Source organism: Marinicellulosiphila megalodicopiae, from assembly GCF_045862395.1.
GTDB lineage: Bacteria > Pseudomonadota > Gammaproteobacteria > Pseudomonadales > Natronospirillaceae > Marinicellulosiphila > Marinicellulosiphila megalodicopiae.
The window spans coordinates 2,667,105-2,685,906 of sequence record NZ_AP023087.1; the positions used below are offsets into that span (position 1 = coordinate 2,667,105).

General features: G+C 34.8%; 20 protein-coding genes. 11 read left to right on the top strand and 9 right to left on the bottom strand.

Going from position 1 to position 18,802, the window contains the following annotated elements; genetic code table 11:
• Nucleotides 1-68: 68 nt before the first annotated feature.
• The 5 genes from pyrE (at nt 69) to TYM08_RS11475 (ending at nt 4,339) form a co-directional block, all read left to right on the top strand.
• Nucleotides 69-725, top strand: a complete 657-nt coding sequence (gene pyrE / locus TYM08_RS11455; protein WP_422379282.1) for an orotate phosphoribosyltransferase — start codon at nt 69-71, stop codon at nt 723-725.
• Nucleotides 726-746: 21 nt separating this feature from the next.
• Nucleotides 747-1,445: a hypothetical protein gene (locus TYM08_RS11460; protein ID WP_422379283.1), complete on the top strand. Its 699-nt coding sequence runs from the start codon at nt 747-749 to the stop codon at nt 1,443-1,445.
• Nucleotides 1,446-1,558: 113 nt separating this feature from the next.
• A complete protein-coding gene (gene lysA / locus TYM08_RS11465) occupies nt 1,559-2,803 on the top strand; it encodes a diaminopimelate decarboxylase (RefSeq protein ID WP_422379284.1) in 1,245 nt (414 codons plus the stop codon).
• A gap of 10 nt (nt 2,804-2,813) precedes the next feature.
• Nucleotides 2,814-3,659: a diaminopimelate epimerase gene (dapF, locus tag TYM08_RS11470; protein WP_422379285.1), complete on the top strand. Its 846-nt coding sequence runs from the start codon at nt 2,814-2,816 to the stop codon at nt 3,657-3,659.
• The gene (locus tag TYM08_RS11475) at nt 3,638-4,339 is read left to right on the top strand and encodes a DUF484 family protein (protein ID WP_422379286.1); all 702 of its coding nucleotides are present in this window, start codon (nt 3,638-3,640) and stop codon (nt 4,337-4,339) included. Before dapF ends, TYM08_RS11475 begins: the two co-directional genes overlap by 22 nt.
• Nucleotides 4,340-4,831: 492 nt before the next feature.
• Here the strand turns inward: TYM08_RS11475 and TYM08_RS11480 are convergent, their stop codons facing one another.
• The 6 genes from TYM08_RS11480 to TYM08_RS11505 form a co-directional block, all read right to left on the bottom strand.
• Nucleotides 4,832-5,251, bottom strand: a complete 420-nt coding sequence (locus TYM08_RS11480) for a hypothetical protein (protein WP_422379287.1) — start codon at nt 5,249-5,251, stop codon at nt 4,832-4,834.
• A 5-nt stretch (nt 5,252-5,256) separates the two neighbouring features.
• Nucleotides 5,257-5,646, bottom strand: coding sequence for an AHH domain-containing protein (locus TYM08_RS11485; protein ID WP_422379288.1), 390 nt, complete (start codon nt 5,644-5,646; stop codon nt 5,257-5,259).
• Between the two features lie 261 nt (nt 5,647-5,907).
• A complete protein-coding gene (locus TYM08_RS11490; RefSeq protein ID WP_422379289.1) occupies nt 5,908-6,912 on the bottom strand; it encodes an ion channel in 1,005 nt (334 codons plus the stop codon).
• 38 nt (nt 6,913-6,950) lie between these two features.
• Nucleotides 6,951-7,202, bottom strand: coding sequence for a DUF2960 family protein (locus TYM08_RS11495; RefSeq protein ID WP_422379290.1), 252 nt, complete (start codon nt 7,200-7,202; stop codon nt 6,951-6,953).
• A gap of 271 nt (nt 7,203-7,473) precedes the next feature.
• Nucleotides 7,474-8,031, bottom strand: a complete 558-nt coding sequence (locus TYM08_RS11500; RefSeq protein ID WP_422379291.1) for a DUF1415 family protein — start codon at nt 8,029-8,031, stop codon at nt 7,474-7,476.
• Nucleotides 8,032-8,039: 8 nt separating this feature from the next.
• Entirely contained in the window at nt 8,040-8,315 is a 276-nt protein-coding gene (locus TYM08_RS11505) for an HU family DNA-binding protein (RefSeq protein WP_422379292.1), read from the bottom strand.
• A 410-nt stretch (nt 8,316-8,725) separates the two neighbouring features.
• Here TYM08_RS11505 and TYM08_RS11510 point away from each other — a divergent pair, with 410 nt between their 5' ends.
• The 5 genes from TYM08_RS11510 (at nt 8,726) to TYM08_RS11530 (ending at nt 14,184) form a co-directional block, all read left to right on the top strand.
• On the top strand, nt 8,726-10,141 hold the full coding sequence (locus TYM08_RS11510; RefSeq protein ID WP_422379293.1) for a methyltransferase domain-containing protein: 1,416 nt from the start codon (nt 8,726-8,728) through the stop codon (nt 10,139-10,141).
• Nucleotides 10,125-10,886 (top strand): ATP-binding cassette domain-containing protein, encoded by a 762-nt coding sequence (locus tag TYM08_RS11515; RefSeq protein ID WP_422379294.1) that lies wholly within the window; start codon nt 10,125-10,127, stop codon nt 10,884-10,886. The genes TYM08_RS11510 and TYM08_RS11515 overlap by 17 nt, the downstream gene beginning before the upstream one ends.
• A 9-nt stretch (nt 10,887-10,895) precedes the next feature.
• Complete coding sequence (locus tag TYM08_RS11520) at nt 10,896-12,053, top strand: ABC transporter permease (RefSeq protein WP_422379295.1); 1,158 nt, start codon at nt 10,896-10,898, stop codon at nt 12,051-12,053.
• Nucleotides 12,050-13,528, top strand: a complete 1,479-nt coding sequence (locus TYM08_RS11525) for a beta-N-acetylhexosaminidase (protein ID WP_422379296.1) — start codon at nt 12,050-12,052, stop codon at nt 13,526-13,528. Before TYM08_RS11520 ends, TYM08_RS11525 begins: the two co-directional genes overlap by 4 nt.
• Nucleotides 13,529-13,620: 92 nt before the next feature.
• Complete coding sequence (locus tag TYM08_RS11530) at nt 13,621-14,184, top strand: PhnA domain-containing protein (RefSeq protein WP_422379297.1); 564 nt, start codon at nt 13,621-13,623, stop codon at nt 14,182-14,184.
• 62 nt (nt 14,185-14,246) lie between these two features.
• On the opposite strand, the gene pgsA is transcribed toward TYM08_RS11530, so the two are convergent.
• The 3 genes from pgsA to TYM08_RS11545 form a co-directional block, all read right to left on the bottom strand.
• Nucleotides 14,247-14,801, bottom strand: a complete 555-nt coding sequence (gene pgsA / locus TYM08_RS11535; protein WP_422379298.1) for a CDP-diacylglycerol--glycerol-3-phosphate 3-phosphatidyltransferase — start codon at nt 14,799-14,801, stop codon at nt 14,247-14,249.
• A 114-nt stretch (nt 14,802-14,915) separates the two neighbouring features.
• On the bottom strand, nt 14,916-15,965 hold the full coding sequence (gene lptG / locus TYM08_RS11540) for an LPS export ABC transporter permease LptG (protein ID WP_422379299.1): 1,050 nt from the start codon (nt 15,963-15,965) through the stop codon (nt 14,916-14,918).
• Complete coding sequence (locus TYM08_RS11545; RefSeq protein ID WP_422379300.1) at nt 15,962-17,050, bottom strand: LptF/LptG family permease; 1,089 nt, start codon at nt 17,048-17,050, stop codon at nt 15,962-15,964. Before TYM08_RS11545 ends, lptG begins: the two co-directional genes overlap by 4 nt.
• A gap of 232 nt (nt 17,051-17,282) precedes the next feature.
• On the opposite strand from TYM08_RS11545, the gene TYM08_RS11550 reads away from it, so the two are divergent.
• Nucleotides 17,283-18,728, top strand: coding sequence for a leucyl aminopeptidase (locus TYM08_RS11550; protein WP_422379301.1), 1,446 nt, complete (start codon nt 17,283-17,285; stop codon nt 18,726-18,728).
• Nucleotides 18,729-18,802: the final 74 nt, after the last annotated feature.

The following is an 18,802-nucleotide window of genomic DNA, read 5'->3' on the forward strand; positions in this document are numbered from 1 at the left end:
TTGATTTAGAATGGCTCGTTTGTATATAAATGTTAATAAAAAATAGTTTAGGTGAAGTAGTAAATAATATGAGTGATAACCCTTTAAAACCGTTTCAAAAAGAATTTATTGAATTTGCATTAGCACAGGGTGTGCTTAAATTCGGTGAATTTAAATTAAAATCAGGTCGAACCAGTCCATATTTTTTCAATTCAGGTTTATTTGATTCAGGTTTAGCTTTAGCTAAATTAGGTCATTTTTATGCCTTAGCCATTGAAGAGGCAGCTCTAGATTACGATGTGATTTTAGGTCCAGCTTATAAAGGGATTCCGTTGGTTTGCGCTACGACTATTGCGTTGGCCAGTGAGTTTAATAAAGATGTGCCTTATGTATTTAATCGTAAAGAAAAGAAAGACCATGGTGAAGGTGGGTTATGGGTTGGCGCACCATTAAAAGGTAAAGTACTGATTGTCGATGACGTGATTACCGCAGGCACTGCCATTGCCGAGGTAATGGATTTATTAAGTTCACAGCCTGTTGAAGTCGCAGCAGTGGTGGTGGCTATGGATCGTCAAGAAAAAGCAACCGGTGAGTTATCTGCGATTCAAGAAGTGGCTAAAAAGTTTGGCATTCAAGTAATCAGTGTGATCGGTTTGGATCAATTACTTGGTTTTATTGAGCAAGATGATAATTTAAAAGAACATTTGGCTCAGGTTCAGGCTTATAGAGCAGAATATGGTGTTTAGAATTTAAAGGGTTTTTTTAGTATGAAAGCGCAAATTGTTCGAATCACAATCGCCTGTATTTTATTAATGTCTCAAAGTGCCTTTGCCCTTGAGTATTATCGATATACTGATGAAAATGGCAATATCTCAGTGGATGCCAGCATTCCTGCTGAGTACGTTAAAAATGGCTACGAAGTCCTTAATAGTATGGGTTTAGTGGTTCGACAAGTGGCACCTGAAAAAACCGAAGAAGAAAAAGCAATTGCCCTACAAAAACAAAAAGAAGAAATGGAATTTGAACAATTAAAAAATCGATTGAATCGTTTGTATCGTTCTCCTACAGATGTGGATCGAGCCATGATTGCCGCTGAAGAACGTATTCGAGTGAGTATTTCTGCGCAAAAAAGAAGAATTTCTAGACACCAACAACTCTACGATGAAGCCCAGGCAAAAGCAGCCACTGCACAACGTAACAGTAAAGAAGTGCCTCAAGAATTATTAGATCAAATGGAAGAAGCCCTTGAATATATTCATAGCCTTGAGTTATCCATTGAAGAAAAAAAAGAAGACATTCTTGAAAAACGAATTGAATTAAAAAGAGAGCGTGATGTGATGTTTGTTGTGTACCGCGAACGCTATTACGAAAAATTTGAAGACACCATAACCGGTGAAGAAATCGATCAGTTGTATTATGTTCCGCCGGAATACGAACAGCGTCCAGAAAAAAAATCAGAACAATAATGCGTATTATTATTTCACTTATTATTGTTGTTTGTTTTTGTGCCTCGTGCGGGCATAAAAAACCATTAATCCTACCTGAGCCAGAAGCTCAAACATCTATCCAAGAGTAGTATATGTCCTTTAATTTCCAACAAAACCGTTTGTTTGCTGAGTCAAAATCATTAAGTGAAATTGCCAATGAGTTTGGTACACCCTGTTATGTGTATTCCCGAGCGGCATTTGAATCTCAATTGGCACAATATCATCAAGGCCTTGAAGGGCATGATGGATTAATTTGTTATGCAGTAAAAGCCTGTTCAAATATTGCCATTTTAAATATTTTAGCTAAAAAAGGCGCTGGATTTGATATCGTCTCTATTGGCGAATTACAACGGGTTATTACAGCTGGTGGCGATCCTAAGAAAGTGGTTTTTTCTGGTGTGGCAAAAGAATATCATGAAATTCAATACGCATTAGAAGTAGGGATTCATTGTTTTAATGTGGAATCCCCTGACGAAATTGATTTAATCAATCAAGTGGCCTCAGACTTAAATACAATTGCACCGATCTCTTTGCGAGTGAATCCTGATGTGGATGCAAAAACCCACCCGTATATTTCAACAGGCTTAAAAGACAATAAATTTGGTGTCGATATTAAATCGGCGGCCAGTGTGTATGAACGTGCAGCGACATTAAAAAATATTAAAATTAAAGGCGTTGATTGTCACATTGGTTCTCAATTAACCGATGTAACGCCGTTTATGGATGCGTTGGATCGTGTGCTAGCTTTGGTTGATGAATTATCAGCTAAAGGCATTGAGATTGAACATTTAGATTTAGGTGGTGGAATTGGGGTGGATTACCAAGGTGAAACGCCGCCAAATATTCCTGCGTACATTCAGTCTGTGCGTAAGAAAATTGAAGGTCGTAACTTAAGTTTGATTTTTGAGCCAGGTCGTTCAATTTCTGCAAACTCAGGTGTGTTATTAACCAAAGTGCAATTTTTAAAACCAAATGACCATAAAAACTTTGCAATTATTGATGCCGGCATGAACGATTTAATCCGCCCATCTTTATACAGTGCTTGGCAAAATATTCAATTGATTGAGCCGTCAAACGCGCCTGTTAAAACTTGGGACTTAGTGGGTCCTATTTGTGAAACCGGCGACTTTTTAGGCAAAGAGCGCAAGTTAGCGTTAGAGCAAAATTCAGTTGTGGCTGTCATGGGTTCTGGTGCTTATGGTTTTACCATGGCCTCTAACTACAATACACGCAACAAACCCTGTGAAGTATTGGTAGATGGTGACACTGTGCATTTAATTGGCAAACGCCAAACCTTTGAGCAGCAAATTGAAAACGAACAATTAATTCAAGAATAACGAGACAGTCATGGAATTACATTTTACAAAAATGCATGGTTTGGGGAACGATTTTGTTGTGATCGATGCCATTTCTCAAGATATTGATTTAACAGAAGCGTTTGTGCAAGCTCTTGGTGATCGCCATTTTGGTGTGGGCTTTGATCAATTATTAATTGTGCAAGCACCCACACAAAAAAATATGGATTTTAAATACCGTATTTTTAATGCATCAGGTGAAGAAGTTGAGCAATGCGGCAATGGCGCGCGTTGCTTTGCTCGTTTTGTGATTGAGCAAAAGTTAACGAATAAAAAAATCATTAATGTCGAAACCTGTAATGCCAATATTACTTTAGAATTAACACAAGACAACCTTGTTAAAGTCGATATGGGGCAACCTGTTTTTGAACCAAAAGATATTCCGTTTTTAGCGAATCAAAAACAATCCAGTTACCGCATCGATGCCGGTGAATTTGGTCAATTGGAAATCAATGCCATTTCAATGGGCAACCCTCATTGTGTGTTATTGGTGGATGACGTACAAACTGCTCCGGTTGCCACTTTAGGCGCATTATTGGAATCTCATCCTGATTTCCCTAAAAAGGTAAATGTTGGTTTTTTACAAATAATTGATTCAAAACACGCTAAATTAAGAGTATATGAGCGCGGTGTCGGTGAAACTCAAGCATGTGGAACAGGCGCTTGTGCTGCAATGGTAGCAGGTGTAATGCGCGGAAAATTAGATAACGAAGCCACACTTACTTTACTAGGTGGGGATTTAACCATCCGTTGGCAGGCTGAACAATCAGTAATTATGATTGGTGATGCCGTTAGGGTGTTTGAAGGGAAAATGAAATGGCCGATTACGACGCAGTAATACAAAAAATAAATAAGAGTAAAGTAAAAATGGATGAACAGGCAGTGGCTGAATATCTAAAAACACATCCTAATTTTTTTGAAAGGCATTTGGATGTTTTAGCAGAAATGAAATTAAAGCATCCAAGTGGCAATGCCGTATCTTTACTTGAACGTCAAAATACAATGCTACGAAATGATGCTTTGGATTCAAAACATAAGTTAGCTCAACTAATTATTGTAGCAAAACGAAATGAGGCATTGTTTGAAAATATTAAATACACACTATTAGAATTGATTGAACAAAATGATTTGAATTCATTGTGTGGTGAATTAAACCACTGTTTAACCACACAATTTAAAACTGACTCAGTTCGTGTGTTTTTGTTCAATAAACAAGGCAATATGGAAGATAATTGGCTTTGGGTGGATCGAAATTTATTACAAGAATACATGCCAACTTTATTGGTTACTGACTCTTGTCAGTGCGGTGAATTTGATGAAGATAAACGCATGTTTTTATTTGGTGATTCAAAAGTCAGTTCTGCAGCCATTGCTCCACTGATTAGTGAAGATGGTGAAGCATTAGGGTTAATCGCGTTAGGCAGCAATCAAAATGATTATTTTACGCAAAAAATGGATACTACATTTTTAAAATTTTTAGCCCAAAGTGTAGCGCGATTGATTTATAAATTTGTGTAACTTATCCCCCCCCCATTTTTGACAAACAAAAAGCACTTTATTAAAACAAACTAATGTACGAGTGCTTTATGAACATCAAACACTGAATCAGTGTTATCTTCGTGAGCGTATTTTCAAATCTAATCAACGAGCTTAAAGCTCTAAGTTATTAACTAAATAAATACGCTAATTGTTAACTTTTTTTCGCATTTCTTGATAACCCCTTTCAAACAGAATGTCATCTGCCCTGTATTGAATACCACATTAATGATGCTGTTCTAACGGATTTATGAACAAATGCTATTGCGGCACATTTTCAACCTTTTCTTTTAAACAATTTGCATCCACACTGGATAGAAAATATTAAAATAAGTGAACCAACTGCATCATATAAGAACAAATTGGAAAATTTAGTTGACCCAGAATTGTTTGGAACAACAAAAAAAGGTAGAAATATTAATTTCTACCTTTTTAATTCACTTTGATGTTCCAAGTCACTCAAGAAAATCTAACTCATTCATTTTCTGGATAAGAATCTTTAATTCCTATTTTTAATAAGCAATCTTCTTCTTCATCAAAAACACTCAATTCTACAGATGGAAAAAATCCTGAATCAGCTAGAATTGCTTTAAATTTTAACTTATCTCCAACATTATACTTTTCCCATTTTGACTTATTTTCTTCTGATACTTTTAAAAATAAATAATCTGTACTTAACCTTTTACTCCCAAAAACACATTTATTTATTGATGGCATTTTCATTTGTATTCCTGGAGTATAAGCTGAATCTAATTCTAACTTTTTTATTACTCCAGTCCATTGTGCAATTCTACCATCGTATAATTTAGATAAATTTTTATGTTTTAAACCAGAATTATAATTTTTAATTACATCATCTACAAAATTAACCCAATTTTTTTCTAGCTCTTTCATAATATTTATCCTCTTGGTAAAAATGAACCATTTCTCATAGCGTCATTAAGTGCATCTGAGATCTTCTGCATCTCTAATGCAATCAAACTAGGTTTAGCATTTACATCAATAGTTCTTAATTGCTCTAAAACTGTCTGATTATATACTGGATGATTTGATATATTAGATCCATGCACTTCATTTGAAAGCGAGAACCCATTATTTTTACCATTTATATCAAAACCACCTTTAGCTGCCTTAGACATAAGTTCAGGCATTTCTTTAATCGACTCTAGGGGGATTGAATGATGAGCAACATTTCCTAGCGGTAAATTATCGATCCCAATATTTTCACGTAATAACCATCTTTGCGCATTTCCACTTAACTTTAATTGATGCTCCAATGTTGGAGCCACACTTTTAATTTGAGCTGTAATATCAGTTCTTTGATCTGGAGTTAACGTTCTCCATTGATGTAATTTTGAATTAATTTCTTTAGGTAATGCAATATTTTCAGGGATTTTGTTTGGAACAACATCGAAACTATGATGTTTTTATCAAAAAAAGATATTTTTTAAACAAATTAACCAAGCATCATATGCAACAACATCAATCGTATTTCAAACCTTTTATGTGATTTTAGTTAATCGACCTGTCTAATGCGTGTTTTAAATTTATTAAAAATCTATCCTACAATGACATATATAATAAACCGTATCGCCTGTATTAATAATTTTTTCAAACTTTGGATTAAGTAGCACTTCTGCCTTTCCTTTGACCTTTAAACCAATTAACGTTGCATTATGTTTTTCTTTAATACGTACAAATAACTCTTTGACACTGACATTTATTCCATCATACACATCACTGAATTGAGTCATGCCAATTGTATTGTCTAATAATTGCTGGTGCAGCTGACTTGACCCTGGGTCAACAGATGCTTTAGCTAACATTTCTATGGACACTGAAGGAACAATTTCGATACTCGGGTGCAAGTCTTTTAATAATTTGGCGACACTTTCATCTTGAAAATACGCCGTGGTATGACACAAAGGGTTAATAGATTTGCAATATAACGCAGCACGTAATGTTTCATCATCTTGTTCGGTATCAATAATAATACTTTTCGCATTAGCGATATTTGTGCGTTTCATGGACTCATTATCGGAAAATGATTTCACTTGAATCATTTCTACTAAATGTGTAAACGGATTAGTCATTGGCTGAGCAACACATAACACTATTTTCTTATCGTATTTATCACTGTGTAGTAATTCAATTAATTTAGGTGTACGTTGGGGATGAAAACCAATGATTAAAAAATGATTATTTGCCTGACTCATGTGTAACCCTTTTAATTTACGTTGAACGATGGAATTGATATAAATACTGGCGTGAGTAATGATTAAGGCAAATAAGCTTAAACCAAATGGAATCACAACTAACGAAGTTACCCACTTACCACTTTCAGTAGCTGGACTAAAATCACCATATCCTACTGTTGAAGACGTCACCACAATCCAATAAAAGAATTGATCTAGATCTACAAGTTCGGTTTCTCCTGCCAATTTTAATAGCGTGTAACTTATGCCAAAATAACAAAAACAATAAATCATTATAGTTTTTAATGACATGTTAATAATCAAAGCAGTAAATAATCTACGTAATTGTTGAATTAACACATTTACCTCATTTGAAAAATAATATAAATAATTTGGGGTTATTTAATGCCATTTTTATAAAAGTACAAATCTGAAAAACCCATTTTTAAAAATTCACTGTCTCGATAATTTCTCACCGCGGAAGACTTACCATTAGAAATGGCTTCAATTTGCTGTTCCATTTTCAAATATTGCTTAATATCCACCCCCTCCTCTGCTGCAACAGCTTCATGCATATTGCGATATTGACTATAGGTAAACTGAATTTCTTTTTCGACATCTTTGTATTTGTACGTAACGATATGAGCCATAGTTCATAATTCTCTGATTTTTGCAGCTTTATATCATATTTTGACTTTTCTTTGAATGAATTAGTAAATATCCATAAATGAAACCTAAATATTCACTGCTTTAAATTATTCGACTTGAATTTAACATTCGAGCATTAAAGATAACGGTATAAATAAAGTAGGTATAAAAAGGTATATCGGCATAAAAGATAACGGTATAAAAAAGATATCTTAAAAAAATGTACTTTAAGCTTTTCAGAAAACACTTTAAGTTTTAACGTACTATAAATTGTTATTTACAGATTTTATTAAACAATTTCTCAATTTCATCCACACCCAATTCATTAAGTACATCTTTATTACGCTGTACAATTTTTTCCGCCATATCATCCGTGGTTAATACTTGCTCAACCTGTTTGACACGCAATAAATGAAATATAGGATAAGGACTTTGATTGGTTTTTAATGTGGCAGGGGTTTCTTGACTGTCTTCGTCTGATTCAAATTCAAAATTAGGATGAAACGGAGCAATTTGTATATGCTGATCTAATTGAGTGTCTTCTAATTGCTGCTCAAGCACATCCAATAAATCTAAGAAATCATAAAAGCTTTCCAACCCTTTTGGCACAACAACTAATGTGGTCGCTAAATCGGTTTCAGATTGCTGAAGTAAATACTCTAGTTGCTCAATGGCAAATTTATGAATGTGCTCGAATTTGGTTTCAGGACAAACACTGATTAGGGTTTGTTTTGGAAATACTGCCTTTGCAAAGGGGCAAAGATTGAGCGAGATAATAAATTGGTCAACCCACTTTTGAATGTGCTGCTCTACTTGGGTTATCTCGCTCATATATTGGGTTACTTATTAACCGCTTCTTTTAAAGCTTTACCTGGCTTGAATGCCACGTTTTTGCTTGCAGGAATAGTCAATGACTCACCAGTTTGTGGGTTTTTACCTTGACGCTCAGCACGCGAACGCACTTCGAATGTACCAAAACCGATTAAAGCAACATTGTCGCCTTTAGATGCAGCATCTGTAATGCAATCTAATAACGCGTTCAATACTTCCCCAGCTTTGTCTTTAGTGATGTCAGCTTTTTCTGCGATAGCAGCGGTTAATTCAGGTTTACGCATGATTTAAGATCCTCTTTGTAGTGTGTGTTCGGACAACTTAGCAGAAATACAACGCCTATCGCTGTAATTCCTTACAACTGCGGCTGTCCTTCGGAAAAACGCCAACACTTTATCAGTTTAATTCAAGAAGGAAAACAACTTTTATAGGTTTTGAGAAATTGCACTTCAAGAATGCCCAATATGGTGCAAAAACAGAGAAAAACCCATGAAAAGCGTATGATAGTCAGCTTTAACTGCGGTTTTTAAAATATGTTATTTATAATTTTTTTGCCTCAAGTTTGATTCATTTTAAAAAAAACTGACCAAAATTAGTTATATCTTTGAAATTCAAACTGGTTTGGTCAATGATCGACTTTTGCATTAGCAATCTGATAAAGTAATTACTTGATAAGTAATTACACATTTTTATTATGACTATAAACAGCAAACATTCTTTACCTCCTGAACATTTACTTGCCTGCCCCAATTGTTACGCGGGTGTAAATGAAGGATTAAATATTAACGAACATACATGTGCACACTGCGAATCTTCGTTTTTTCATTTAGATGGGGTGCCTTGTTGGTTTGATTGTGGACAAGACCAAAAAATTGTTTGGGAGCATCATTTAGCGGTTACTCAACAAAAAGCTGAACAAAATACTCAAGCCATGCTTCAAGCAACCCAAAGCCCTTTTACTTTAAAAAGTAGTGACACTCGCATAAAAAATATGCAAAAAGCCAGTGAACAAAGTGCAAACGCGGTCAGTAAAATTTTACAAGACTCTGGTTTAACCCCAAAAATGCACGATATGCTACCACCAGAGGATGCCGGATTATTCGCCAATTACTTTGAATTAATGCACCGCGATTGGGGTTGGCATAATAACACTTCTGAAAAATTTGAAGATGAGAATATCAAACAGTTTGAACTACTTAAAAGCATCACCCAAAACACATTTAAAGATTCTAAAATTGGTCATGTATTAGTCATAGGTGGTGGCGCTGGTCGATTAGCCTATGAGTTTCATCAATTTTTTAATCCACAAAGTACAACTGTTCTAGATATTAACCCTTTACTTGTTCAATCTGCCCATCAAGTCATTCATAATCATAAAGAAATTCAACTTGATGAAGTGCGTAAATATCCTCAAACAGAAGTGGATCCAAGTTTTTCAAGAACATTAAAATTACCCGCTGAGCATAAAGCCTGTGAGAATTTATTTTTTATGGTAGCCGATGCTTATAATGCTCCATTTAAACAACAACAATTTGATTTAATCATCACTCCTTGGTTTGTGGATGTCGTTGGCGTTGATATTAAAAAGACAATGGGTGTCATTCATAGTTTATTAAAACCTGATGCTCATTGGATTAACTTTGGACCTTTATTGTATTTAGATTCTATGGAATTTAATTATAAGTATCACCAAAAAGAAATTTTAGAATTATTAAATTGCCTTGATATGAATCTTATTGATCAAAAATCTGAAGTGATGCCCTACTCACTTTCCCCTGATGATCAACGCCAACGTCTTGAACAAATCTGGTGTTTTAGTGCACAAATTTCCAATCAAAGCTTTGAAACATTAAGCAATCAAACGTTTAAAAATGCAAAGGATGTGGATTTACCAAAATGGGCATTATTTACCCATTTACCCATTCCAGCTTACAACATGGCTCAACAATCACACCCTGTTTTGCAATCCATCGTGGAACAAATTGACGGACAAACCAGCGCAGATGAGGTGGCGTTAATGCTTGAAGGGAAATTACCTAATCACTTAAACCCAAGTGAAGTGGTATGCACATTAATTTTGGATAATATTCTCAATGCTGAAAATCAATAATTTAAGTAAAACATTTAAATTAAATACTAAGCAAAAAAAGCAGCTTAGTAAGGATTATGTTTATGCCATTAACAATATTAATTTAGCATTAAGTGGCAATCAAATAGTTGCGATGATTGGCTCAAATGGCGCTGGAAAATCGACATTAATGCGTCTATTGACAGGTACATTACTTCCCTCTAATGGCGAAATTTTAATAGATGGCATCAATATTTTTGAAGACTTAAACCAAGCTAGAGCGCTCATTGGTTTAGTGTCGGATAACACACAGCTATACCACCGATTAACAGTACGAGAAAATCTGACATTTTTTGCTAAGTTATACAACATGAAAAACAGCCAAATTAAATCCAGAATTGATCAGTTAAGTCAGACCATGAAATTTAATGACTTTTTAGATAAACGTTTAAGTGATTGCTCAACAGGCATGAAACAAAAAGCTAATATCGCACGCGCTTTAATTCATCAACCTAAATTATTAATTCTAGATGAACCCACTTCGGGTTTAGATTTAATGTCTGCTCAAACTGCTTTAAAAATAATAGAACAACAAAAAAATGAAAACTGTTTAGTGATTTTTTCCACTCATCATTTACACGAAGTTGAAATGTTAGCCGACCACATTATTGCCATCGAACAAGGCCACTGTGTATTTAGCGGCAATCAACAAGACTTCATTTCTCATCATCAAGGCGATACTTTGTATCAAGCGGCGCTTAATTGCGCTCAACAAGTTATCTTGTAAGGAAACACTATGTGGATTCAGTTTAAAAAAGAAATGCTTGAATTATTTCGTGATAAAAAAAACTTACTGCTAACCATTATAATTCCAATCGTGTTTATGCCATTACTTATGGTTGCATCCATTTTTTTAGGTACACATGTTGCAAAAAATGAATTGGAAAAAACCAAATATTATATGTTGAGCGAAGAAATACCATTATTTTTTAAAGAACATTTAAACCAAATGAATAACTTTGAATTATTAGATTTCAACGAAGACTATCCAAACCTAATCAAACAAAAAAAGTTAAGTTTTGCTTTAAGCTTTAAAAAAAATGAATTTGAAATTTTTTATAATGCTTCGGACTTAATATCCGATAGCACACAATCAGTGCAACGTATCATCAATCAGCTTAACCAACTTCATACGCAAAACACCCTCAAAGAATTAGGTTTAAACGATCAACAACAAGCTGATTTATTAAATCAATATTCCTTAATCCAAACCAATCTTGCATCAAAAGAACAAATATCAACTAAAGCCATTGGTGGTGTTTTACCTTTTTTAGCAATTGTGATTATGTGCATCAGTGCAGTAGCAACGTCTTGTGATATTTGTGCTGGTGAAAAAGAAAGACAAACGATGGAAACATTATTACTTTCACCCAATGGTTTATTAAATATGCTATTAGGTAAATGGATTTCCATTACTGTATTTTCATTAATATCAGGATTTTTAATGTTGTTAAGTTTTTCAGTAGGGGTAATAATCGTTAAATCATTTTTAAATATTGAGGAAATTAAACAATTTTTTACGATCATGACAGTTAGAAATATCATCATGACCATGATTATATTAATTCCAGCATCAGGTATTATTTCAGCATTATTGCTTACCACCAGTTCCTTAGCCAGTAGTTTTAAAGAAGCACAAAGTTATGGATCAATGGCATTGATGTTAATACTTGCCCCACAGGGTATTGCTATTTCTGGGTTGTTAGAAATTAACAATCAATCTCAATTTTACCCACTAATCAATTTAAGCCTTTGGTTGCAAAGCTTTTTTAATCAATCGCCTAATTATATGTATTTATTGCCTATTTTATTGATCAATTTATTTTTAATCGGCGTATTAATAGTGATTGCATTTTCTTTATATAAAAACGAAAGGATCATTTTTAGCCAATGAAAATTTTTATCAGTTTATTCATTATTTTGTTTACATCCAACCTTTTAGCAAAAACGACTTTAAATATTTTGCCTAAACCTCAAGTATCAAACGTAGATATAAATACAAAAATAGACATTAACTCGATTCAACAATGGGTTTTATTCTCAAAATCCTTCCCTCAAATAGCTCAGCATTTTAATGATTTTTTTCAACAAGAAAATTTAACATTAGTGGATGCAAAAAACAGTAATATTCAACTCAAACAACAAATCATAGTCCTGTTAAAAAATAATAAACTACTTGATGAAGAGTATCTAATTCACATCGATCAAGATATTGTTATTGAAGCGGCAACACAAAAAGGTGCGTATTACGCATTACAAAGTTTCAAACAACTATTAATGAACGATCAATTATATAAATTGGAGATACAAGATTTTCCAACACAATCCTGGCGCGGCAATATGATTGATGTGGCTCGTCATTTTCGATCCAAAGAATATATCAAACGCCATATAGAATTAATGGGGCACTATAAACTGAATCGATTGCATTTACATTTAAGTGACGATCAAGGTTTTCGTATTGAAATCAAAGCTTTTTCAAAACTTACTGATATTTCAGGTAACACATCGGTATATAACGATCCTGCTGGGTTTTATTCTCAAGCAGATATCTTAGAGTTAGTAAGTTTTGCAAATTCACATCACGTTATGATTATTCCTGAAATTGATCTTCCAGCCCACACCAGATCCATCACTCACGCATATCCAAACCTTGCTTGTTTAAACGACGACACGCAAAAATATTCAGGTACTCATGTATTAAAAACCAAACTATGTTTACAAAAAATGGATCAAGTACTTCCTTTTTTACTAACTATTTTTGATGAAATCATGCCTTTATTTGATTCTAAATTTGTGCATATTGGTGCAGATGAAGTGGTACTTACTAAGGGGCTAGAAGCAGAAGAAACCATGCTTTTACACAATCTTTATCAAACGCTTATTACTCATATCAATCAAAATAATAAAACGGTAATTGCTTGGGAAGAAATTTTAAATTTTAATTTAAAAGGTGATTTCATTGCTCAATTATGGAGCGGAAAGTCAGAATTTTTAACACAGGCTAGACACTCAAAAACTCCTATTATTCTATCACTGTGCAAACACGCATATTTTGATCACGGTTATTATAATGGACACCCTAAAATGGCAACTTGGTGTAACAAAGACGGGGTAACATTACAAAATGCATTTGAAATGCCCTTTTACAGTGATTTAAATATCCTAGGACTAGAGTCAGCATTATGGGGCGAATTAGTGCGCACTGATCAACGTGCAGATTTAAGGTTATGGCCTAGATTATTTGCCACAGCGGAATCAAGCTGGACGGATTCAACTAAATTAGAGTTTAATGATTTTAAAAACAGAGTTAATCTTCAGCTTCCATTTTTAAAGACAATGAATGTCGATTATTTTTCCGACTATTAATACTCATAATTAGTTACCACTTTTTTAATTTAGACTCACATTAGTCAGGTAATATTTGTTAAAATGGCGTTTTTTATAACTGAAGCTATCCAATGTCATACGAATTACAAGTATTAAAACGCGCTCAAAATACCTGCGAGCTTTGTAAATCCACTACAAAAGTCAGCTCTTACTTAGTAAGTGGCAAACTTGAAGACACCCCATACGCAATCTGCGTCTGTGACACATGCCTAAACCAAATTGAATCCGGTGAATTTGATGAACATCACTGGCGCTGTTTAGGTGACAGTATGTGGCACCCTGAAATTGCTGTTCAAGTATTGTCCTACCGTGTTTTATCATTACTTAAAAAACACGACTGGGCGAATGATTTATTAGAAATGATGTACCTTGATGACGATAACATTGAATGGGCAAAAAGCGGATTACCTGAAGAAGATAACCGCGAACCCACTCGAGACAGCAATGGAACACAGTTATTTGCAGGTGATAACGTAACAGTAATTAAAGATCTAAAAGTAAAAGGCTCAAGCATGGTTGCCAAACAAGGCACTGCGGTTCGTGGTATTTCCTTAACGGATAATCCAGAACACATTGAAGGTCGTGTGGATGGAACAAGAATTGTGCTATTGAGTTGTTACTTGAAAAAGATGTAATGATTGAATAGTTACATTTGTTTTTAGGTTGAAGGACTCAACCTAAAAACAAAAATTAAAGCTTAAGCTTCACCCTTTAAAATTGGCCACGCTGCTTTTAAATAAATCATCATCGACCAAAGCGTTAAAATAGTAGCAATCATTAATATATAAAATGAATACTGAGCGAACACACTGCCCGCTTCAAAAAACAACAACAATGCAATAGCGGTCATTTGAAAGGTTGTTTTCACTTTACCAATAGTCGCAACGGCTACATTTGCACGTTTTCCTAGTGATGCCATCCATTCACGCAACGCACTGATTGTTATTTCACGAGAAATAATTACAAATGCAGGGATTGTCATCCAAAAAAGATTTTGGTAGTCATGAACCAATAATATTAAAGTGACCGCCACTATTAATTTGTCAGCAACCGGATCTAAAAATGCCCCAAATGGTGAGGTTTGATCCCATTTACGAGCTAAATATCCGTCCACCCAATCCGTTGCAGCTGCAATCACAAACAATAATGCAGCAATCTCACGCCCGTAAACTAAAGGCGATATAAACAAGCCTGCGATCAAAGGAATTAACAGCACACGGCTGATGGTTATAATATTTGGTATATTCCACATAACTATTCACAACAATAAAAAGCGACTATTGTACGGATTAATGATTCAACAATAAAGATAAGCAATGTACTGTTTTTATTTTTGGTCACTTTTATTTCAGGTCACTTTTGATTATCAACGCAATTTTCTTTGGAGGTAAAATCCTAATGCCAAAATAATCAGCAATGGCACAATTCCCACCCAAATTGGAGAAAATGAAAAATTAATCACTAAAGGCGACATTAGATTTTGTAATAACTTTAATGTCACCCCCACCAATAGCCCAACAAATATTCGAGCGCCAATTGCAGTTTTGCGGGTGGAGCCAAAAACAAAAATACTGCACACCCAAACCAATGCCAATGTGATGATTGGCATAAAAAACTTTGTATAAAAAGCAACGGCAAACCGAGCATTATTAATTTGCACTGTCTGCCCATATAGCATTAATTTGTATAATTCATGCATACTTAAAAGATTTTCGCGTAATTGATTGGCCTGTAAAATTTCGGGATCAAATGAATAATTAGGCTGAATTTGATTATTGGATTGTATCCAGTTTTGTTGATCGAATTGCCATGTGACACTTTGAGCTTGTGACTGCCAATTATTTTGATATTCAAGTTGATCAAATTTCTGAGTTTGAACTAATTTATTACCAAAAAATTCAAAGCTTTGAACATTAAAAATATCAGACCGATCCACTGATCCAATGTAGATAAATTGACCCTCTTCTTTTTTCCACTCCCCATATCGAGATGAGCCACCTTGAGAAGCAGCACTTTGTTTTAATACGTCAGCATGATGAGATAATTTAGGTGTCACCCATTCGTTAATCATAACAACTAAAGTTAATAGTAACCCCACTGTCATAAATACAGGGCGCACAATTGTCACAATTGACATACCAGCTGCTCGTAAAATGGTTAATTCATTTTGGTTAGATAAATTACCTAAAGAAAACAAGCAGCCAATCATAATAATAAATGGCATGTATTCGTAAGTAATTTCAGGTGTAGTCAATAATATATAATTGAACGCTTCTTTAAATTGATAATTTCCTGCTAATTCATAATTCACCTCCTCAAGAAAACGAAGTAAAAAGAAAAATGAAGTCATAAATAAAAACACAAGCATCATGGCTAAAAACACTTGTTTGGTTAAATAACGCGATAAAATATTCATAAACGTTTTGCCTTAATCTTATTTATCCACTGGGGTAACCCATAAGCTAACATCCCAAGCCCAAATAAAATCACGTCCCAATACCAACGCCCCAGCCAAACATTTAAATATTGCGACAGCCATTGAGCGTGCACATACGATGCTCCAGAACCATGTAATGAATATATGACAATCAAAGGTAACAATTTCCAATAATAGCTTTTACGAGCAGGAGTTTGAGCTAAAAATAGTGCCCAGGGTAAAAACCCTAAAAAAACAAGCGGATAGAAAAGACGCTCAACTAACACTCCTCGCCAATATGGACTAGGTTTTTTCATTAATTCCAATGTTGACCAGCGTAATTTACTGTCGGAAGGTTTTTGATTATCCTGTTCAATTAACAACCGATATTGCTCAAACTGCGTTTCGCTATATCCTTTTTGTCCAGGTAAATTTAAATACAACGTGCCATTTGTTAATTTTAAAAAATGCTGACTTGTCTGTTGATCACCTGTTTGTATGATCTCTTGTTCAAGCTTCCCATATTCTGCTTTGATAATTTGCTCACCTAATTGCGCAATAAACACCGTTTCAAATTGATTGAGGTCTCGATCCACCTTGCTGACATACATCACTTTGCCTGTATCGCCAATTGAAGTGAAAGTTTGTGCCACCACAAAATCAAATAACGACACATCGTTCATATCATCTTTTAATTGAATATACTTTTGAGAGGCCAATGGTCGAATAATATTTTCTGAAAATGCCCCAAGCCCCATTACAATAAGTGTCGGAATCAAAGCATATGCCATTAATTTCATTTTACTGATGCCACAGGAAAATAAGACATGCATTTCAATATCCATGTACATACGCCCTATTCCCATAAATGCTGCCAGAAAAAAAGCAATGGGCATCACTTCGTACATTAAACCTGGGACTTTATACAGGACATTTAAAAACAATACTTCTACCCCTGCAATTGCAATCACAGGATTATTCAGTAATTTAGTCAAAGACATACTGATCATAATTAAAAGTAAAACAAATAAAATCAATGCAAATGGCAGCAGTATTTGTTTGGTAATATATCGAGCAAGTATCACTAGCTAAACCTATTAAAGATAAGTGCAATTTATTAAATTAAGCTCTTATTAGAACTATATTTAATTGAGACACTAAAGAATTTTGATTTCATAGATAGATGGTTTTATCCATGAATTGCTTTAAACTATAATTAATCTATAAAATGCGAACTTTAACAGAAATTCGATCATTAGGAAGCCTCTATATTTGATGCATGTACTTTGATCCCAATGAAAAATAAGTGGAATAATAATGAAGATACAACTAACTGAAAAAATTGAACCAAATTTATACACTCAAATCGTTTTTGCCTTTGACGATCAATATCAAAGTGCATTTGCAGTGTGCCCTGACTCACTTAAATTATCCCAATTAGCCGAACAAGGCCGTTTAGATTTATCACTTGGTGCAATTACGCCATTTTATGATGAACAAAGTGCAACCATCGTAATTGGCTGTGGAAACCAAGCTAAATTTAAAGAAAACCAGTTCAAAAAAGCAGTGCAAAGTGCCATCAATTTCGTAAAAACTAAAGAAGTCTGTGTACAATTTGATCTTCAAAATTTTCTGCCAGCCAATCGTGATCTGGCATGGGCTGTAGAGTTTGCCACTCAAACGGGTTTGCAGTGTTTTTATGAGTATCACCTTACTTTAAGCAAACCACAAACTGTAATCAAATTAGAGTCCATCTGCTTTGTTGGTACTGATGAAACGTTAAATCGTGCAATCATTGAAGGTAAAGCGACCGCGCATGGTGCTAATATCACAAAAGAGTTAGGCAATCTTCCACCTAATATTTGCACACCGACTTATTTAGCACAGCAAGCTCAAGCGCTTGCGAATCAATATGACAACTGCAGTATTGAAATATTAGAAGAATCGGACATGCAACAGTTAGGGATGGGTTCATTATTAAGCGTCTCTAAAGGCAGTGTTGAACCCCCTAAATTAATCGCATTAAAATATAACGGTAATGGCGATGAAGCGCCATTCGCACTTGTAGGTAAAGGCGTAACGTTTGACACTGGTGGCATCAGTTTAAAACCCGGCCCTGGTATGGACGAAATGAAATACGACATGTTAGGTGCAGGAAGTGTCATTGGTACGTTTGCTGCGATTGCTGAATTACAACCAAAACTTAATTTGGTGGTTGTGGTGGCTGCCGTAGAAAACATGCCAGCAGGAAATGCAAGTAAACCTGGTGATGTTGTAACCAGTATGAGCGGCAAAACGATTGAAATTTTTAATACCGATGCTGAAGGACGCTTAATATTAGCCGATGCATTAACTTATACCGAACGCTTTAATCCTAAAGTGGTCATTGATGTAGCGACTTTGACGGGTGCCTGTGTCATCGCTCTTGGTCATCATCTAACCGCGGTATTTACTAATGATGCAGATTTAAATGCACAAATATTAAAAGCAGGCGATCATTCATGGGATCGCGCTTGGCCAATGCCGTTAACGGATGATTATGAACCAGAAGTACAAGCAGGATTTGCGGATATTCGTAATACAGGTTCTGCAGGTCGTGCAGGTGGATCAATTGCAGCTGCAATGTTCTTAAAAGAATTTACAGCTAATTATACTTGGGCACATTTAGATATAGCAGGCACCGGTTGGAATACGGGTAAAGTTCATAGCGCAACGGGCCGCCCTGTAGGATTACTAACTCGTTGGTTATTAAATCAAATTTAAATACTTTCAAAGCTATGAAATGCACTATTTCATAGCTTTTTAAATATGGGGCTTTCCTTTATGCAAACATTCAA